Below are 17,418 nucleotides of genomic sequence, written 5' to 3'. Positions count from 1 at the left end.
GGGAGCTCTCAACATGTAGAATGTCTTTCAATGGAAAAATTATACTAAATAGCCATCACGCCGCCCCACGACTTGTGCGTGTACTTAAAAAAGCAGTAACCGTTTAAGCATGATACGGTTACTGCTTTTTATGTTGCGCATTTTGTCGGTTTACGCTATACTTATTTCAGGTGCTGCTGTGCCAGCGGTAGGCGGTTAAGTCTTGCCCCTGAAGGGGGGCGTTGCCATGGAATACCTCGTGATACTCGTTTTAATACTTGTACTTATCGAGCGCATTTTAGACAATAAAAAGAAGTAACCGCCACATCCCCATGTTCCGGTTACTTCTTTATCCGTAAAACTGGGGCTGACCGTCTACCGGCAGCACCGTTTTTCTATCTTCAGTATAATACCCATACTGCAAATTGTCAAGCGCGCCCAAGAAGGGCGCGCTTTTTTATTTTGCGAAAAACGCCCGCGTTTGACGCACGTTTTCTTCTATCGCGGCCTTGAGCGCTTCCACGTTTTCAAACTGTTTTTCCGGGCGCAGGAACTTGTGCAGCTCCACATGGATCTGCTTTCCGTACAGATCGCCCGCGAAATCCAGCAAGTGCGGCTCAATCGTCGGCGCGCCGCCATCCACAAAGGTGGGCTTTACGCCGATGTTGGTCGCCGCGATGTAGGCGTTATCATCCACCAGCACGCGGGTGGCGTATACACCGTAGGGCGGCAGCGCCATTTCGACCGGCAAACGCAAATTGACCGTGGGCACCTTTAGCACGCTGGTGCCCACGCGGCGGCCATGCTCGACAACGCCGGTGACCGTATACGGATGGCCCAAAAAGCGGGACGCGCCCTCCATATCGCCCTGCGCGATCAGCTGCCGAATGTAGGTGGACGAAACGACGATGCCGTCCACCTTGACGTCATCGATACAGTCGTAGCCGATCCCCGCCTTGCGGCACTCCTCCGCCATGCCTTCGGCCGTGCCAAGGCCTTTGTAGCCGAACCGGTTGTTCCGGCCCGATACGATATACCGCGCGCGGAACCGGCCGATGAGCATTTCGTGGATAAAATCGCGCCAATCCATGTGCTGCAAGTTCTCGTCGAAGTGGCCGAAAATGACCTCGTCCACCCCGCCCAGCTTTTTAATCTCATCGCGGCGGTAGGAATTAGCTGTGATCAGCGGCACCTGCCGCCCCAGCATGACGGAAGCCGGGTGCGCGTCAAAACTGAATACGGCGGAGGTGCCGCCGATCTCCTTTGCGCGCTGTACCGCGCGCTCCATGAGGGCCCGGTGGCCCAGATGTACGCCGTCAAAATACCCCAGCGCTATCGCGCGGGGCAATGTATTCTCTTCCATTGGGTTTCCCCCAGTCCTATTCCGGCCTGTGGGCCGTTTATCGGAAATTTTTATAGACGAACAGGCCCAGACCGCCCTTTTCCAGCGTCCGCACCTGCCCCAGCATTAAAAAGCGCCCCGCATGATAAACGCGGCACAGCGCGCCTTCTTCTTCCGGCATGCCCCGCGCCTGACGCGGAAAAACAACCGCGCCGCGCGAGATGCGCTCCTCGCCCTCATCCGTCAAGGCGACGGCGGGCAGCGTGGGAAATAAGCCGTCCACCGGCAGTAAAAGCGACTGTACGCCGCCGTCCTGCGCGGCCCGCTCGACCTGATCAAACCCCACACAGCTTTCCAGCGCATACGCCCCGGCGCGCGTGCGCTGAAGGCTCGTCATGCATGCGTAAGTGCCCAGCGCCCCGCCCAGATCGTTCACCAGCGTGCGCACATAGGTGCCCTTGCTGACCGTCATGCGCAGCGTACCGGTCTGTGCCGCCTCGTCAAACGAAATCAGCGTGATTTCGCGCACGGTGATATCGCGCGCGGGCCGCTCCACTTCCTTACCCTGCCGGGCAAGGTCGTACAGCTTCTTGCCGCCGATCTTGACCGCCGAATACATGGGCGGCACCTGCTTTTGCGGGCCAAGGAAAGCGGAGACCGCCTCCCGCACCTGCGCAAGCGACGCGCGGGCTTGCGCTTCGCTTATCGTTTCGCCGGTCACATCCTGTGTATCGGTGGCGCGGCCAAGCAGAAAGCCCGCGACATATTCCTTATCCTGCGACGCGGCAAAATCGGCCGCGCGGGTCGCGCCGCCGACGAACACCGGCAAAACGCCGGTGGCGAGCGGATCGAGCGTGCCCCCGTGGCCGATTCGCCGCGTTCGCAGAATGCCGCGCAGCTTTGCCACCACATCGTGCGAGGTAAAGCCCTGCGGCTTGTCCATCAGCAAAATGCCGTTCAGACCGTCAGCCGTGGCGCTCATGGTACTGCTCCTTCGCCGCGGCGAGGATCAGGCGGCGCGCCTCGTCCATGCCGCAATCAAAGCTTGCGCCCGCCGCGCGCAGATGACCGCCGCCGCCCAGCTTTTTGCAGATAACGGAAGCGTCGATCTCCTTGGTGGTGCGCACCGACGCCTTTACGGTCTTGTCCTTATTTTCGGTCAGCGTCAGGCCGATCTCCACGCCCTCGATCTGCCGCGTGAGCGACGCGATCGAGTCCAGATCGTCCATATCCGCGCCTGTGCGGTCGATATCGCGCCGCCAAAGCATGGCCAGCGCGATCGCGCCGCCCTCGATGAATTCCATGGTGTCAAACACGATGCGCTCCATCTCGAAACGCGCGCGCGACTTGGTCTCAAACAGCATGCGGTTAAGCTCGCCGCCGTCAATACCGGCGGACAGGCACGAAGCCGCGACCGCGTGCGTGTGCGCGGTGGTGTTGGAATACTTAAAGCACCCCGTATCCGTCGATGCGCCGATATAAACGCACTCCGCGATGTCCTCGCTTAAAACAACGCCCATGGCCAGCAGTACGTCGTAGATCACCTCGGCGCAGGCGCCCGCGTCGGGCCGCACCAGATTTTTGGCGGCGAACATCGGGTTGGAACGGTGATGATCGATCGCAAGATCGATCTTGTCCTCAAAGATCACAGCGTTATCGGTGAACAGCTTTGTTTCCGCGATATCGACGGTAACAATATACGCAGGGGAAAATTCCTCCGGCGGATAACAAGGTGTTATCATAGGCGCATAGCGCTTTGTGATATCGGGGTTGGGCAGGATATAGGCCGTTTTACCGAGTTGGCGAAGACCGCGGCAGAGCGCGCCCGCGCAGCCGGTGGTATCGCCGTCCGGCCTGCGGTGCGTCAGGATGAGGATGCGGTCGGCCGCGAGAAGCGCCCCGGCCGCACCTGCGATGTCTAGTGTCATTCGCCGTCCTCCTCCCCGAGCTTGCCCTGATTTTTCAAATCATGCAGCACCTCGGAAATATGGGCGCCGTGTGTGATCGAGGTATCCAGCGTAAAGATCAGCTCGGGCGCGTAGCGCAGCTGCACCTTGCGGCCCACTTCGCGGCGCAGGTAGCCGGAGGCCGATTTCAGGCCTTTCATGACTTCCTTTGCCTGCTGCTCGCTGCCGAGCACGGAAACAAAGCACTTCGCATAGCGCAGGTCGCCCGTCACCTCACAGTGCACGATGGAGACCAACCCGTTTTGCACGCGCGGGTCCTTGACCGTGCGGATGGCTTCCGCCAGAGCCTTCATGACCTCTTCTGAGATCCGGTCGATTCGATTCGATGGCACAATGATTCTCTCCCTTCAAAATAAATTGGGAAGTGGAAAAACGGAGTTAGGAAGGGAGAACTAATAATTGATCATTAGTAATTAGTCGTTAGTCATTGCGGAAGCGGCAGCGGGCCTATCATCTTGATATGCGCGCAAAGCACGCCTCCTTTATTACTAATTCCTAATTCCTAACTCCTAATTCATCCCGCATTATTGTTTGATCTCTTCCATCACGAAGCATTCAATAATATCCTGCTCCTTGATATCGTTATAGTTTTCGATGCTCATGCCGCATTCATACCCGGAAGCAACTTCCTTTACATCATCCTTGAAGCGCTTGAGCGTGTTGAGCTGGCCCTCGTGGAATACGATGCCGTCGCGCACGACGCGCACCTGCGCGTTGCGGCGGATGCAGCCATCCTGCACATACGTGCCAGCGACAGCGCCCGCGCCCGTGATCTTGAACACCTGACGCACCTCGGCGTGGCCGAGAACGACTTCCTTGAACTTGGGCTCGAGCATGCCCTTCATGGCCTGCTCCATCTCTTCGATGCAATCGTAGATGATGCGGTACATACGCATATCGACGCCCTGCATCTCGGCGGTTTCGGCGGCCGAACGGTCGGGCCGCACGTTGAAGCCGACGATGATCGCGCCCGAAGCGGAAGCCAGCATAACGTCGGATTCGTTGATCGCGCCGACAGCGCCGTGGATCACGCGGACGCGGACCTCTTCGTTCGTCAGCTTTTCGAGCGAAGCGCGCACCGCTTCGACCGAGCCCTGTACGTCGGCCTTGACGATGATGTTCAGTTCCTTCATTTCGCCCTGCTGGATGGAGTCGAACAGGTTGTCGAGCGTGACCTTGTGGAAGGCCTTGTTGCGCTCTTCCTTTTCCTTTTCCTTACGCTGCTCGACCAGCTCGCGGGCCATCTTTTCGTTGTCCACCGCGTAGAACTCGTCGCCAGCGCCCGGCACCTCGGCCAGACCGATGATCTCGACCGGCACGGAGGGACCCGCGGTCTGCAATTTTTTGCCGTCGTCGTCCGTCATGGCGCGCACGCGGCCTACCGCCGTGCCCGCGATCACGCTGTCGCCCGCGTGCAGCGTGCCGTTTTGGATCAGCACGGTAGCGACCGGGCCGCGGCCCTTATCGAGCTTGGCTTCGATGACCGTGCCGCGCGCCTTGCGATTCGGGTTCGCCTTCAGATCGGCGACCTCGGCGGTCAGCAGTACCATTTCAAGCAGATTTTCAATGCCCTTGCCGAACTTGGCGGAAATCTGGCATACGATCGTGTCGCCGCCCCACTCTTCGGGCACAAGGCCGTACTCGGTCAGCTGCTGCACGATGCGGTCCGGGTTCGCGCCTTCCTTATCGATCTTGTTGACCGCGACGATGATCGGGATCTCCGCCGCCTTGGCGTGGTTGATCGCTTCAATCGTCTGCGGCATAACGCCGTCGTCCGCCGCGACCACCAGAATCGCGATATCGGTCACCTGCGCGCCGCGCGCACGCATGGACGTGAACGCCGCGTGGCCCGGGGTATCGAGGAAGGTGATCGGCTTGCCGCCGACCTGAACACGGTACGCGCCGATGTGCTGGGTGATGCCGCCGGCTTCGCCCTCGGTCACCTTGGTCTTGCGGACCGCGTCGAGCAGGCTGGTCTTGCCGTGGTCGACGTGACCCATAACGACCACAACCGGATCGCGCGCCACGAGATCGTCCGCGCTGTCCTCGTGCTCGTCAAAGAGCTGCTCCTCGATCGTGACATGGACTTCCTTCTCGACCTTGCAGCCCATTTCCTCCGCGATGATCGCGGCGGTGTCGTAATCGATGATCTCGGAAATCGACGCCATCACGCCGAGCTTGATCAGGCCCTTGATTACGTCCGACGCGGTGCGCTTCATACGGCTGGCCAGTTCGCCGACGGAGATCTCCTCCGGAATCATGACCTTGACCGGAATCTTCTTCAGCGCGGCCATTTGCTGCTGGCGCTGCAAGCGGCGCATCTTCTCCTGCTCCTCCTGACGGCGCTTGTTGCCGAAGGGGCGCGCGCGCTGGTCGGATTTCTTGGTCAGCTTCTGCTTGGTCGAAGTGCCCAGCTTGTTGGCCTTATCCGGCACCAGATTGTCGATGCGCTCGTCGTACTTGGCGAGGTTTACATCGCCGCCGGTGCGCGTATCGATACGGTGGATCTGCTTGACCTTGCTTGCCTGCTGCGCCTGATCGGGCTTCTGCTGCTGGGGCTGCGCCTGTGCTTGCGGCTGCTTGTTATCGCCGCCCTGCGCCCCCGGCGCGTTCTGCTGCGGCGCTGCGGCGGCAGGCTTCTCCTGCTGCTGCGGCTTCTTCGCGGGGCCCGCGGCCGCGGCGAGCTGCGCGTTCAGCGTACCTTCGATATCCTCGACCGGATGGTGCTGGGTCAGGTATTCAAAAATAACGGATAGCTCCTTATCGCCCAGTACCTGCATGTGGTTCTTGGGCGCTGAGCAGTATTCGGTCAGGATTTCGGTGATCTCTTTCGTCGTCGCGCCGAAATCCTTCGCGACCTCGTGCACACGGTATTTATTTTCTATTGCCATTGGCGCTCACCTCCGTAGTGAATTTTGGTTTGGTGTTTGTATCAGCGCCGGCGGTCTCGCCGTTTTGCTCGTTGGCGGACCTGCCGGATTTATCTTTTTTGCGACCCTTACGGGATTGGATGCGCGTGTTCTTCTCTGCGAGCAGCCGCGCGGCGTCTGCAAAGGCGGCGTCCTGCGCCGCGAGCTTTTGCACGGCAGAAGCGGCCAGACCGATATCGGTGACCGCGCAGACGGCGCTTTGCGATTTGCCGATCGCCGCGCCGAGCGCCTCCTTGCTGTGCGGCAGGCGGATCAGCGGCACATTTGCCTTTTCCGCGTAGTATTCCGCTTTCTTGGCGGCAGCCGAGCCGGCGTCCGACGCGAGGAACACGGCCCGCGCCTTGCCTTCCGCGCAAGCGTCGCGCGTCATTTCATCGCCCGGAGCGAGCTTGCCCGCCTTGCGGGACAGCCCAAGCATGCCGAGCACCGGATCATTGGCCATTCTGCGCCTCCATCTGCGCTTCCAGCGCGTCATATACCGCCTCGGGCACCTCGCAGGCAAACGCCCGCGCAATCGCACGGCTTTTGCGCGCCTTTTTCAGGCACGCGGGGTTCTTGCAAAGGTACGCGCCGCGCCCCGGCGCTTTGCCCTTAAAATCGAGCGCGATCTCGCCCTCCGGTGAACGGACGACGCGGATGAGCTCGCGTTTGGGAAACATCTCGCGGCAACCGAGGCACTGCCGCATGGGTATTTTCTTGGTGGTCATGTTTGCCGCTCTCCTTCCCTTTTACTCGCCCGCGGATTCGGGCGCGATATCGATCTTGCAGCCGGTCAGCTTGGCGGCGAGGCGGGCGTTCTGCCCTTCCTTGCCGATGGCCAGCGAAAGCTGATCGTCCGGTACAAGCACGCGGCAGCTCTTGCCGTCCGCTTGCAGGGTGGCGGAAACAACGTCCGCCGGCGCGAGCGCGGCCGACACGAAGGAGGGCATATCCTCGCTCCACTTGATGATGTCGATCTTTTCACCGCCCAGCTCGTTCGTGATGTTGGTCACGCGCGCGCCGCGCGTGCCGACGCATGCGCCGATCGGGTCCACGTTTTCATCGTTCGACATCACGGCGATCTTGGTGCGGTTGCCCGCTTCGCGCGCGATCGATTTTACCTCGACCACGCCGGAGTGGATCTCGGGCACTTCAAGCTCGAACAGGCGCTTGACAAGGCCCGGATGCGTGCGTGACACCACGATCTGCGGGCCGCGCGTACCGCGCCGCACCTCGATTAGGTAGACCTTCAGGTGCTGGCCCTCTTCGATCTCCTCGCCGCGCACCTGCTCGGAAGAAGCGAGCACGGCTTCGGTCTTTTCGCCGCCGGAGATCACATCCAGATAAGCGTTGCCCGTGCGCGGATCGATGCGGGAGATCACGCCGGTGAGGATCTCGTGTTCCTTGGATTCAAATTCGGAGATGACCATGCCGCGTTCCGCCTCGCGGATGCCCTGAATGATGACCTGCTTTGCCGTTTGCGCGGCGATACGGCCAAACGACTTGGTGGGGATTTCGATATCGATGATATCGCCGAGCTTGGCGTCGCGCTTATATTCCAGCGCCTCGTCGACGCTGAGCTCCTCGTACGGCTCATAAACGTCGTCCACGACGGTCTTGCGCACGTACATGCGGATGGTTTTCTTTGTACGATCGGGATCGACGAAAACGTTATCGGTCATGCCGTCGTTATCGCGCTTATAGGCGGTAATGAGCGCCTGCCCCACGCGGTCGAGCATGTAATCGACCGGAATGCCCTTTTCTTTTTCCAGCAGATCCAGAGCGTCAAAAAATTCTGCGTTCACCATTTTTTCTAAGTCAACTCCTTATTATATCTCGACCGCCAGACGAACGGCGGCGATGTCCTTCGGTTCATAAACGATCGTCTGGCCGCCGCAATCCAACGTGACGCGGCCCTCGTCATACGCGGTAAGCGTCCCCTCGGCGCGCTTGGCGCCGTTTACCGGCTTATAAAGGCCGACCTCGACCGTGTGGCCGAGAAAAGCCGCAAAGTGTTCGGGCCGTTTGAGGCGGCGGCTCAGGCCAGCGGAGGATACGCAAAGCGTATACGACGGCATATCGTTGAACTCCGGTTCATCGAGCATGGGGTCGAGCGCGCGGGATACCTGCTCGCACTGGTCGATATTCACGCCCTCGGGCCGGTCGACCGTAACGGTGAGCATATACTGCCCGCCTTCTTTTTCAAATTCCACATCCCACAGCGAAACGCCTGCTTCGTCGCACAGCGGCCGAACCAGTTCCTCCACGCGGGCGACGATCTGCTTTGCCTGCAAAGCCGTCCCTCCTTAAAACTCCTCAAGCAACAGTTAAGGAGTGGCTTTCGCCACTCCTTACGATTACTTATCTTACTTAACAGTGATAGTATAGCACCAATGCGCCGGAATTGCAAGGCTTTTTCAAGAAGATCGAAATCTTTCTGCAAAAAACCTCGGTTTTTAGCGCCGTTTTGGCTACTTTTTTTCCGCCGAAATCCAAATTTCGCAGCGATAATCCTTATCATCGACCTTGTCGCTCGGATAAACCTCCAGACACAGGCCGCCCGCGGGCTGGTATTCGCTTGTCGGGAAATATTCGCTGTAAATACGGCGATAAAGCGTAACGAACGCCTCGGGCATTGGCCCGGTGCACGGGAAGATCAGCCAAGTGTAAGCGGGTATCTCAACGACCGCCAGCCCCTCGGCCACGTCGCCGCCGTGATAAGATACGCCGATCGCATAATCAAAATCGCCCTCATAGGGGTTGTCCAGACAGATACCGGCGACCGAGCCGCCAAACACGCTGTCCCCCGTATTGTAGGCGCACAGCTTTTCGATCGTGCCGTCCGTTACCGTTCGCTGCCACAGCTTTCTGATCTCCGCTTGGCTGATCTCTCCGCCGCCCGGTATGCGTTCCGCTTTGGCAATGACCTCAAACGAGCCCTTCTTTTCGATCCGATAATCCATGATAGTGCCTCCTTCAAGAATGAGTTTTACAGAGAGGCGGGAGAAGGACCGCAGACCGGCGTTGCCGGCCTTCGCCTGCGACGGCGTGATCCCGTGGAACTTTGTGAACGCGCGGCTGAAGCTCTCCGGGCTGTCATACCCATAGCGGAGCGCCACATCGATCACCTTGCAGTCCGCGCTTGCAAGCTCACTGCCCGCCAGCGTCAGGCGGCGGTTACGGACGTATTCGCCCACCGTGTAGCCGCACAGAATACCGAATACCCGCTGAAAGTGAAAGCTTGACGAGCAAGCCCGTTTGGCCACCTCGACATAGTCGAGCGGCTCGGTCAGATTCTCCTCCATATAGTCGATCGCGTTTTGCAGTGCATTTACCCAGTCCATCCGTTCCTCTCCTTTCTCTGTACGTTCATTATAGCGAAGGTAAAATCATTTCGCGTGACTTTGCGTGCGGTGTGGTGTCAGGCTTAAAGTTACATTGACAACTCGGAACACAAGATGTATAATTAACTTGCGTTCCAAGATAGGAGGTGATCATTTGAAGGAGCGTCGAAAGCCGGGGCCGCATCCTGAAAACCCTTTGGAACATGACTTAAAGGTCAGAGTTGACAACGAGACATTTTCAAAGGTAGAGTATTGCATGAATGCTCTTCACATGACCCGATCAGAGGTTTTGCGAAAAGGTGTCAATACCTTATATGATGCGCTCCAGCAAAAATAAAGGAAACGGTGCACACCCGCAAAAGTACACACCGCTTCCCCACTTGCGACACATGCCCGAAAGCAAATGCAGCGTAAATATTATAACATGCGCCGCGCCCCCTTTCAAGCATTGCCGCGACAACGTTGAAAGGAAGGTTCATCTTAATGTCATATTCTATTATGGAAGCCCTGTTCAATGGCCGAATCATGCCTTGGGAACACCAAACCACGAACAGCCCAGAGCGCACGGAGTTGGAGTGCAGGATCAATCAAGAACGGCTGCATTTGAAGGAGCAGCTTTCGTCAAAGGATCAGGAGCGCCTGATGAATCTGGAAGATCTGATCAATTACGCCACACTCGATGAAAATATTGAAATTTATTCTCACGGCTTCACCCTCGGCGCCCTGCTGATGCTTGAGACAATGGAAAAGAAAGAGCAGATCATCAATCGGTAACGCGGCGGGGTGAGTCACCCCGCCCTACAGCCCAATGGGTCACATCGCTTGAAAAAGGTCATAACACACCGGAAATGTAGGGCCGAGTGACCCCACTCGGCCGCACGCGGCTACCGCCGCGCATATCATTGTGAGCGTCAGCGAACCTCCAAGTAAAGCGAAGCGCCGGGACAAGTGGGCGCGCCAACACGCCGGTCCGGCGGAGCGAAGGCACCCATCCACTGAATCCCCCGGCACCCGATACCGCGCCATCCAAATATTGTTTATCATGCAAAAGGTCGGCATGCTCCGCCCCAGACAGTCACAAGGGAAATGAGAGGAGGTCAAGGGGGAGAGAAAAACCGCAAAGGTTGTTCTCTCCCCTTTGCCCCCGCGGCGGGCGCCGCATCGTCCCCCCGCGGCTACCGCCGCGCATTCAATCGCGAGCAACGCGAGCCACCCGCAAAAGAAAAAGGTTATCCAGTAAGCACGCTACTGGATAACCTTTTTAAAAGCTCTTACTTGACCAGCTCGATGATCGCCATCTCGGCAGCATCGCCGCGGCGGGGGCCGGTCTTGATGACACGGGTGTAGCCGCCGTTGCGGGAAGCGTACTCGGGAGCGATCTCCGAGAACAGCTTAGCGACGACCGCTTCCTTGGTGATGAACGCCATCGCCTGACGGCGGGTAGCCAGCGTGTTCTTCTTACCAAGGGTGATCATCTTCTCAGTCAGCGGGCCGACTTCCTTCGCGCGGGCAACGGTGGTCTCTACCCGGCCGTTCTCCAGCAGATAGGTTACCATCGCGCGCAGCATGGCCATACGGTGGTCGGTAGGACGACCGAGCTTGCGGTTGTTAGCCATTCGTTGTTACCTCCATAAAAAGTAATGCGGCGGCGCGGCAAAAGCGTTGCCGCCGCAGATCAGTTCATTATTCGTCGGTCTTGGCGAGCGACAGGCCCATGGCCTCCAGCTTGCCGATGACCTCCTCGAGCGACTTGCGGCCGAGGTTGCGCACCTTCATCATGTCCTCTTCCGAGGTATTGATCAGATCCTCCACCGTGTTGATGCCGGCGCGCTTGAGGCAGTTGAACGAACGCACGGAGAAGTCAAGCTCCTCAATGGTCATTTCAAGCACCTTATCGTGCTGCGCTTCAGCCTTTTCTACAACAGTGGACTTGGAACCGATCTCCTCAGAGAGATCGACGAACAGGTCGAGGTGGTCGCGCAGGACCTTTGCGCCGAGCGAGACAGCGTCCCGCGCGGAGATGGTCGAGTCGGTCCAAACCTCGAGCGTGAGCTTATCGTAGTCGGTCAGGTCGCGCACACGGGTGTTCTCCACCGTGTAATTGACCTTATAGACCGGCGTATAGATCGAATCCACCGGAATGACGCCGATGGAGGTCTGGTGCTGCTTGTTCTTCTCAGCCGGAACATAGCCGCGGCCGGAAGTCAGCGTGATCTCCATGGACAGGCGCGCGTCGCTCATGAGCGTGGCGATGTGCAGATCGGGATTGAGAATCTCGACCTCGCCGTCGGCATGGATGTCGCCAGCCTTGACTTCGCCCTCGCCGGCGGCCTCGATATAGACCGTCTTGGGCCCGTCACAGTGCAGCTTAGCGATAATGCCCTTAATATTCAGCACGATCTCCGTAACGTCTTCCTTCACGCCCGGAATCGTGGAAAACTCATGCTGTACGCCTGCGATCTTGATGCTCGACGCTGCCGTGCCCGGCAGGGAGGAAAGCAGGATGCGGCGCAGGGAATTGCCCAGCGTGGTGCCGTATCCGCGTTCGAGAGGCTCAACAACGAATTTACCGTAGGAGCCGTCCTCGGCGAGCTGTTCACAGTCAATGCGCGGCTTTTCGATTTCGATCATAGGGTACCCTCCTTCACGTTGGTTAAAAACTCTAGGCGGGCCGTGCCGCGGCGAAGCCGCCGCAGCAAAGCCCAAAACGAGGGTTTATTATTTCGAGTACAACTCGACGATGAGGTGCTCGGCAACATCATAATCGATATCGTCGCGCGCGGGCATCGCAATGACCTTGCCCTCGAAAGAGTCCTTAGCCTTGTCGATCCACTTGGGGGCAGCCTTCTTGCCGTTTTCCTCGAGCAGAGACTTGAACTTGGTGGTAGAGCGGCTCTTCTCGCTGACCGCGATCACGTCGCCCGGCTTTACCTGATAGGACGGAATGTTAACGCGCTTGCCGTTTACGGTGAAGTGCGCATGGTTGACGAGCTGACGGGCTTCGCGGCGGGTGTTGCCAAAGCCCATGCGGAACACGACGTTATCCAGACGGCGCTCCAGCTCCTGCAGCAGGATTTCGCCGGTGATGCCCTGCTTGCGCTCGGCCTTTTCATAGTAGCCGCGGAACTGCTTTTCGAGCACGCCGTAGATGAACTTTACCTTCTGCTTTTCAGCCAGCTGCATGCCGTATTCGGACTGCTTGCGGCGGGACTGCTTGGGCTGGCGCTTGGTGGACTTGGAGTAACCAAGTACCGCGGGGGAAAGACCCAGCGTTTTGCAGCGCTTGAGAACGGGCTGTGTATTCTTAGCCATTTATTTGGTTTCCTCCTCTATTAGACTCTTCTTCTCTTGGGCGGGCGGCAGCCGTTATGCGGGATCGGCGTGACATCCTTGATCATGGTCACTTCGAGGCCGGCGGCTTGCAGCGCGCGGATAGCGGCCTCACGGCCGGAACCCGGGCCCTTGACATAAACTTCGACAGTCTTGAGGCCGTGCTCCATCGCAGCGGCGGCAGCGGTCTCGGCCGCGGTCTGTGCGGCGAACGGAGTGGACTTACGCGAGCCGCGGAAGCCCATTTCACCGGCGGAAGCCCAAGAAATGGCGTTGCCGTTCGTGTCGGTGATGGTGACGATGGTGTTGTTGAAAGAGGAACGGATGTGAGCCGCGCCCTTCTCAATGTTCTTGCGCTCGCGACGGCGCGTACGGGTCGCGCCCTTCTTCTGCTGTACCTTAGCCATTTATACGTTCCCCTCCTTACTTCTTCTTGTTCGCAATGGTCTTCTTGGGGCCCTTGCGGGTACGGGCGTTGGTCTTGGTGCGCTGACCGCGAACCGGCAGGCCGCGGCGGTGGCGCAGGCCGCGGTAGCAGCCAATTTCAACCAAACGCTTGATATTCAGGCCGATCTCGCGGCGCAGGTCACCCTCGACGTTGTAGTCGCGCTCGATGACTTCACGCAGCTTAGCGGCTTCTTCTTCGGTCAGATCCTTAACGCGGGTATCAGGGTTGATACCGGTCTTACCAAGGATTTCATTCGACGTCTTGCGGCCAATACCGAAGACGTAGGTCAGGCCGATCTCCACGCGCTTTTCGCGGGGAAGGTCAACACCGGCAATACGTGCCATACTTTTTATAACCTCCGATTAATACACTGAGGCGTGTTGGCAAACACAGTATAGGGACCGCCTCCGCCCCTGCAGCGCTGCATTTCCATGCATGCTTGTCGTGTTCACTAAACGATAATCCGCGCCAAAGGCGCGCATTCAATAGAAAATTGCAGCAAAGCGCAATTTTCATAAAAAGTCGCGACATGCGCGTGACTTTTTATACAAACCGGCGGCAAGTGCGGCCCAGACCGGCTTCTCTTGTCCCGAAGGGACAATTCACCTTCTGCCCGTAGGTCGCGCGCAGCCGGCGGCAGACTCGATCGCAAACGTGGTTGCGATCGAAATCACCCTTGCTTCTGCTTGTGCTTCGGGTTCTGGCAGATAACCATAACCTTGCCCTTGCGGCGAATGATCTTGCACTTTTCGCAGATCGGCTTAACAGACGGTCTTACCTTCATGACATTTTACCTCCATCATTTGATATGGTGGGATGGGACACGGTTTCTCCCGTGACCACTGGCGCCCAAAGTCACCTAGGCGCCTCCGCCCGCTTTCATTACTTGGAGCGCCAAGTAATACGACCGCGGGTCAGGTCGTAGGGCGACATCTGAACAGTGACCTTGTCGCCGGGAAGAATGCGGATGAAATTCATACGGAGTTTGCCCGAAATATGAGCCAAGATCTTATGCCCATTGGGCAGCTCCACTTGGAACATGGCGTTGGGCAGCGCCTCTATGACGGTACCTTCCAGCTCGATTACGTCATCTTTTGACATGTTTACCCTCCTCGGTCAATTTGAGTCTTGTTCCCCCGTCCATAGGGCGAGGGCTTTGCGTATTTCGCTGTTGGTCAGCCTGCCGGCGTCCGCCAGCTTCTGGCGGGTGCGTTCGTCGCATGTGCCCTGACGGCAGACGTGCCGCCGCCGCTTGCGCTTCGGATTTTCCGCGCGGCGTCCACGGCCGTTGGCAAGACGGAGGAAATCCCCCTCCTCCGCAACGACGAGAAAAAGCAGGCCTTTGTCCCTACCGGACAGCGATAACACAATATCGGCTACATGGGAATCCATCACAGTACCTCGCCGTCGATATTCGTCAGAATCTCGGGGTCGCCGTCTGTGATGGCGATGGTGTTTTCATAATGTGCGGACAGTTTTCCGTCCTTCGTTTTGACAGTCCAGCCATCCGGCAGGACTTTGACATCATACACACCCACGTTGACCATGGGCTCAATTGCAAGGGTCATACCGCGCTGGAGGCGGATACCGTGGCCGGGACGGCCAAAGTTCGGTACCTCCGGCGACTCGTGCAGAGCGGAGCCCACGCCGTGACCGACGTATGCGCGCACTACCGAGAAACCGTTTTCCTCGACATAGGCCTGTATGGCCGCCGAGATATCGGATAAGCGGTTGCCCTCCCGGGCAAATTTGATACCCTCATAGAAGCTCTGCCGAGTTACCTCGATCAGGCGTCTGGCCTCCTCGGATACCTCGCCGCACGCGACGGTGCAGGCGCAGTCGCCGTGAAAGCCGCCGATATAGGCGCCCACGTCGACCTTGACGATATCCCCTTCTTTTACGACGCGCGTATTGGAAGGGATGCCGTGGATGACCTCGTCGCCCACCGATACACAGGCGCTCCCCGGGAAGCCGCCGTAACCGAGGAAGGAAGGCTTTGCGCCGTTCTCCTCGATCGTCTTGCGGACGACCCGATCGATCTCGCCCGTAGTAACTCCGGGACGGACTGCGTCCGCCGCCGCCTTCCGCGCCATGGCGGTCAGGCGGCAGGCGACACGCATCCGCTCGAGCTCTTGTTCGGATTTAATATGGATCATTCTCTTACAGCCCCAATGCTTCGACGGCGAGACGCTCGGTCTCATGGATGCCCTGCGTTCCGTCGATGCTCTTCAGCTTGCCCTGTTTGCCGTAGTAGTCCTTGAGCGGCTCGGTCTGCTTGTGGAACGTCGCAAGCCGGTCACGGACGACTTCGATCGCGTCGTCCTTACGCACGACGAGCTTATCGCCGCACTTATCGCAAACATCCTCCGTCTTGGGGGGCATGTTCTTGATGTGGTAGGTCGCGCCGCAGGTCAGGCAAACGCGGCGGCCGGTCATACGGCCTTCGATCACGCCGTCCGGCACTTCGAGGGAAAGCGCGAGATCGATCGATGCGATCGTATCGAGCGCTTCCGCCTGCGGAATGGTGCGGGGAAAGCCATCCAGAATAAAGCCCTTTGCGCAGTCCGCCTGCGCAACGCGGTCCTTCAGCATGCCGATAACGACTTCGTCCGGAACCAGCTGGCCTTTATCCATGAACTGCTTGGCCTCACGGCCGAGAGGCGTATCATTTTTGATCGCCTCGCGCAGGATGTTGCCGGTGGATACCGACGGCACCCCCATCTTTTCGATGAGGTATGCCGCCAGCGTTCCCTTGCCGGCCCCCGGCGCACCGAGTAAAATCAGATTCACAGCTCTACGCCTCCCGTATTACTCTAAGAAGCCCTTGTGGTGACGCATCATCATCTGCGCCTCCATCTGCTTCACCGTATCGAGTGCAACGCCGACCACGATGATGACCGATGTGCCGCCAAGCGCCACATTGGACAGGTTGGACGAAATCGCACCGACGATCAGCGGCAGGATCGCCACGACGCCGAGGAAGATCGCGCCTACAAACGTGACCTTGCCGAGCGCCTTCATGATAAAGTCGCTCGTCGGCTTGCCGGGACGGAAGCCGGGAATGAAACCGCCGTTTTTCTTGAGGTTGTTGGCAATCTCAATGGGGTTAAACTGAATGGACGCGTAAAAATACGCGAACGCGATAATCAGCAGAGCGTACAGCACGATATAGAACGGGCTGCTCTGGCTGAACAGGTTCATGATGTGCCAGCCCACCGTGCCCGTTGCCGGCTTCCAGAACATACCGATGGTCTGGGGCAGGGACAGGATGGAGGAGGCAAAGATGATCGGCATAACGCCGGAAGCATTTACCTTGATCGGCAGGTGGGTCGACTGACCGCCGTACATCTTGCGGCCCACGACGCGCTTGGCGTACTGAACCGGGATGCGGCGCTCCGCGTTCGACATGAACACGATGAACACCACGAGCGCAAGGCCGATCACGACCATCAGAAGCGCTACCGCGATGTTGGAGCCGCCCTGCTTCATCAGGTTCCACAGCGTGCGCACGAGCTGCGGGCCGCGGGAGATGATGCCTGCGAACAGGATGATCGAGATACCGTTGCCGATACCGTTCTGGGTGATATGCTCGCCCAGCCACATGATCAGCGCGGTGCCCGCGGTGAACGTCAGCACGATGGCCGCGCCCGCCAGCGCGCTGTTGCTGGCCAAAAAGCCCTGATTACGCAGCAGCGCGTAGTAAGAGAAGCCCTGCAAAAGACCGAGCAGAACGCCGACATAGCGGGTCCAGGAAGCGATCTTCTTGCGGCCTTCCTCGCCGCCGTCCTTGACCATGCGCTCGAGAGCGGGAATGGCCACGGTCAGCAGCTGCAGAATGATCGATGCGTTGATATACGGCGTGATGGACATTGCAAAGATCGTCGCGCGCGACAGACCGCCGCCCGTGAACATATCAATGAAGCCCAGCGCCGAGCCGGATACCGCCGCTTGGTTGAAATACTCGGCCAGCATCGCCGTGTTGATGAACGGCACGGGGATGTTGGAACCGAAGCGGAAGATCAGCAGGATAAACAGGGTGTACAGGATCTTTTTGCGCAGATCGGGCATGTGCCAGGCGTTTTTAAGGGTTTGAAACACC

Annotated in this window: 23 protein-coding genes; 2 read left to right on the top strand and 21 right to left on the bottom strand. The window is 58.6% G+C overall.

Features of this window, described 5'->3' with window-relative positions; translation table 11 throughout:
* Nucleotides 1–436 precede the first annotated feature (436 nt).
* From ribF to NE562_RS11455, 10 genes are all read right to left on the bottom strand, one after another.
* Nucleotides 437–1,342, bottom strand: coding sequence for a riboflavin biosynthesis protein RibF (gene ribF / locus NE562_RS11500; RefSeq protein WP_280962564.1), 906 nt, complete (start codon nucleotides 1,340–1,342; stop codon nucleotides 437–439).
* Between the two features lie 37 nt (nucleotides 1,343–1,379).
* Nucleotides 1,380–2,303, bottom strand: coding sequence for a tRNA pseudouridine(55) synthase TruB (gene truB, locus NE562_RS11495; RefSeq protein ID WP_280962563.1), 924 nt, complete (start codon nucleotides 2,301–2,303; stop codon nucleotides 1,380–1,382).
* A complete protein-coding gene (locus NE562_RS11490) occupies nucleotides 2,287–3,249 on the bottom strand; it encodes a DHH family phosphoesterase (protein WP_280962562.1) in 963 nt (320 codons plus the stop codon). Before NE562_RS11490 ends, truB begins: the two co-directional genes overlap by 17 nt.
* Nucleotides 3,246–3,581, bottom strand: coding sequence for a 30S ribosome-binding factor RbfA (rbfA, locus tag NE562_RS11485; protein WP_419196006.1), 336 nt, complete (start codon nucleotides 3,579–3,581; stop codon nucleotides 3,246–3,248). Before rbfA ends, NE562_RS11490 begins: the two co-directional genes overlap by 4 nt.
* A 231-nt stretch (nucleotides 3,582–3,812) precedes the next feature.
* Nucleotides 3,813–6,179 (bottom strand): translation initiation factor IF-2, encoded by a 2,367-nt coding sequence (gene infB, locus NE562_RS11480; RefSeq protein ID WP_280962560.1) that lies wholly within the window; start codon nucleotides 6,177–6,179, stop codon nucleotides 3,813–3,815.
* The gene (locus NE562_RS11475; protein ID WP_280962559.1) at nucleotides 6,163–6,660 is read right to left on the bottom strand and encodes a L7Ae/L30e/S12e/Gadd45 family ribosomal protein; all 498 of its coding nucleotides are present in this window, start codon (nucleotides 6,658–6,660) and stop codon (nucleotides 6,163–6,165) included. Before NE562_RS11475 ends, infB begins: the two co-directional genes overlap by 17 nt.
* On the bottom strand, nucleotides 6,650–6,925 hold the full coding sequence (gene rnpM, locus NE562_RS11470) for an RNase P modulator RnpM (protein WP_280962558.1): 276 nt from the start codon (nucleotides 6,923–6,925) through the stop codon (nucleotides 6,650–6,652). Before rnpM ends, NE562_RS11475 begins: the two co-directional genes overlap by 11 nt.
* A gap of 21 nt (nucleotides 6,926–6,946) precedes the next feature.
* Nucleotides 6,947–8,005 (bottom strand): transcription termination factor NusA, encoded by a 1,059-nt coding sequence (gene nusA, locus NE562_RS11465; protein WP_280962557.1) that lies wholly within the window; start codon nucleotides 8,003–8,005, stop codon nucleotides 6,947–6,949.
* A gap of 21 nt (nucleotides 8,006–8,026) precedes the next feature.
* Nucleotides 8,027–8,491: a ribosome maturation factor RimP gene (rimP, locus tag NE562_RS11460; RefSeq protein WP_280962556.1), complete on the bottom strand. Its 465-nt coding sequence runs from the start codon at nucleotides 8,489–8,491 to the stop codon at nucleotides 8,027–8,029.
* Nucleotides 8,492–8,668: 177 nt separating this feature from the next.
* Complete coding sequence (locus NE562_RS11455) at nucleotides 8,669–9,541, bottom strand: AraC family transcriptional regulator (protein WP_280962555.1); 873 nt, start codon at nucleotides 9,539–9,541, stop codon at nucleotides 8,669–8,671.
* 154 nt (nucleotides 9,542–9,695) lie between these two features.
* Between NE562_RS11455 and NE562_RS11450 the strand changes: the two genes are divergently transcribed.
* Entirely contained in the window at nucleotides 9,696–9,878 is a 183-nt protein-coding gene (locus tag NE562_RS11450; RefSeq protein ID WP_280962554.1) for a hypothetical protein, read from the top strand.
* 146 nt (nucleotides 9,879–10,024) lie between these two features.
* Complete coding sequence (locus tag NE562_RS11445) at nucleotides 10,025–10,315, top strand: DUF6809 family protein (protein WP_280962553.1); 291 nt, start codon at nucleotides 10,025–10,027, stop codon at nucleotides 10,313–10,315.
* Nucleotides 10,316–10,812: 497 nt separating this feature from the next.
* Here the strand turns inward: NE562_RS11445 and rplQ are convergent, their stop codons facing one another.
* The 11 genes from rplQ to secY all read right to left on the bottom strand — a co-directional run bounded on the left by rplQ (nucleotide 10,813) and on the right by secY (nucleotide 17,417).
* Nucleotides 10,813–11,157, bottom strand: a complete 345-nt coding sequence (gene rplQ / locus NE562_RS11440) for a 50S ribosomal protein L17 (protein WP_280962552.1) — start codon at nucleotides 11,155–11,157, stop codon at nucleotides 10,813–10,815.
* A 67-nt stretch (nucleotides 11,158–11,224) separates the two neighbouring features.
* A complete protein-coding gene (locus NE562_RS11435) occupies nucleotides 11,225–12,172 on the bottom strand; it encodes a DNA-directed RNA polymerase subunit alpha (protein ID WP_280962551.1) in 948 nt (315 codons plus the stop codon).
* An 87-nt stretch (nucleotides 12,173–12,259) separates the two neighbouring features.
* Nucleotides 12,260–12,853: a 30S ribosomal protein S4 gene (rpsD, locus tag NE562_RS11430; RefSeq protein WP_280962550.1), complete on the bottom strand. Its 594-nt coding sequence runs from the start codon at nucleotides 12,851–12,853 to the stop codon at nucleotides 12,260–12,262.
* Between the two features lie 20 nt (nucleotides 12,854–12,873).
* Nucleotides 12,874–13,278, bottom strand: coding sequence for a 30S ribosomal protein S11 (gene rpsK / locus NE562_RS11425; RefSeq protein ID WP_280962549.1), 405 nt, complete (start codon nucleotides 13,276–13,278; stop codon nucleotides 12,874–12,876).
* A 16-nt stretch (nucleotides 13,279–13,294) separates the two neighbouring features.
* On the bottom strand, nucleotides 13,295–13,663 hold the full coding sequence (gene rpsM, locus NE562_RS11420) for a 30S ribosomal protein S13 (RefSeq protein ID WP_280962548.1): 369 nt from the start codon (nucleotides 13,661–13,663) through the stop codon (nucleotides 13,295–13,297).
* 326 nt (nucleotides 13,664–13,989) lie between these two features.
* Nucleotides 13,990–14,103: a 50S ribosomal protein L36 gene (gene rpmJ, locus NE562_RS11415; protein WP_031472205.1), complete on the bottom strand. Its 114-nt coding sequence runs from the start codon at nucleotides 14,101–14,103 to the stop codon at nucleotides 13,990–13,992.
* A 98-nt stretch (nucleotides 14,104–14,201) separates the two neighbouring features.
* A complete protein-coding gene (gene infA, locus NE562_RS11410; RefSeq protein ID WP_125115735.1) occupies nucleotides 14,202–14,420 on the bottom strand; it encodes a translation initiation factor IF-1 in 219 nt (72 codons plus the stop codon).
* Between the two features lie 15 nt (nucleotides 14,421–14,435).
* Entirely contained in the window at nucleotides 14,436–14,711 is a 276-nt protein-coding gene (locus tag NE562_RS11405; RefSeq protein WP_280962547.1) for a KOW domain-containing RNA-binding protein, read from the bottom strand.
* Entirely contained in the window at nucleotides 14,711–15,475 is a 765-nt protein-coding gene (gene map, locus NE562_RS11400; RefSeq protein WP_280962546.1) for a type I methionyl aminopeptidase, read from the bottom strand. The genes NE562_RS11405 and map overlap by 1 nt, the downstream gene beginning before the upstream one ends.
* Nucleotides 15,476–15,479: 4 nt before the next feature.
* Nucleotides 15,480–16,109 carry an adenylate kinase gene (locus NE562_RS11395; RefSeq protein ID WP_280962545.1) on the bottom strand — a complete coding sequence of 210 codons (630 nt, stop codon included), beginning with the start codon at nucleotides 16,107–16,109 and terminating at the stop codon, nucleotides 15,480–15,482.
* Nucleotides 16,110–16,127: 18 nt separating this feature from the next.
* Nucleotides 16,128–17,417, bottom strand: a complete 1,290-nt coding sequence (gene secY / locus NE562_RS11390; RefSeq protein WP_280962544.1) for a preprotein translocase subunit SecY — start codon at nucleotides 17,415–17,417, stop codon at nucleotides 16,128–16,130.
* Nucleotide 17,418 lies beyond the last annotated feature (1 nt).

The sequence above is a fragment of the Butyricicoccus faecihominis genome, assembly GCF_024462775.1.
Taxonomy (GTDB): Bacteria; Bacillota; Clostridia; order Oscillospirales; family Butyricicoccaceae; genus Agathobaculum; species Agathobaculum faecihominis_A.
This window is presented reverse-complemented; position numbering and strand designations above follow the sequence as displayed.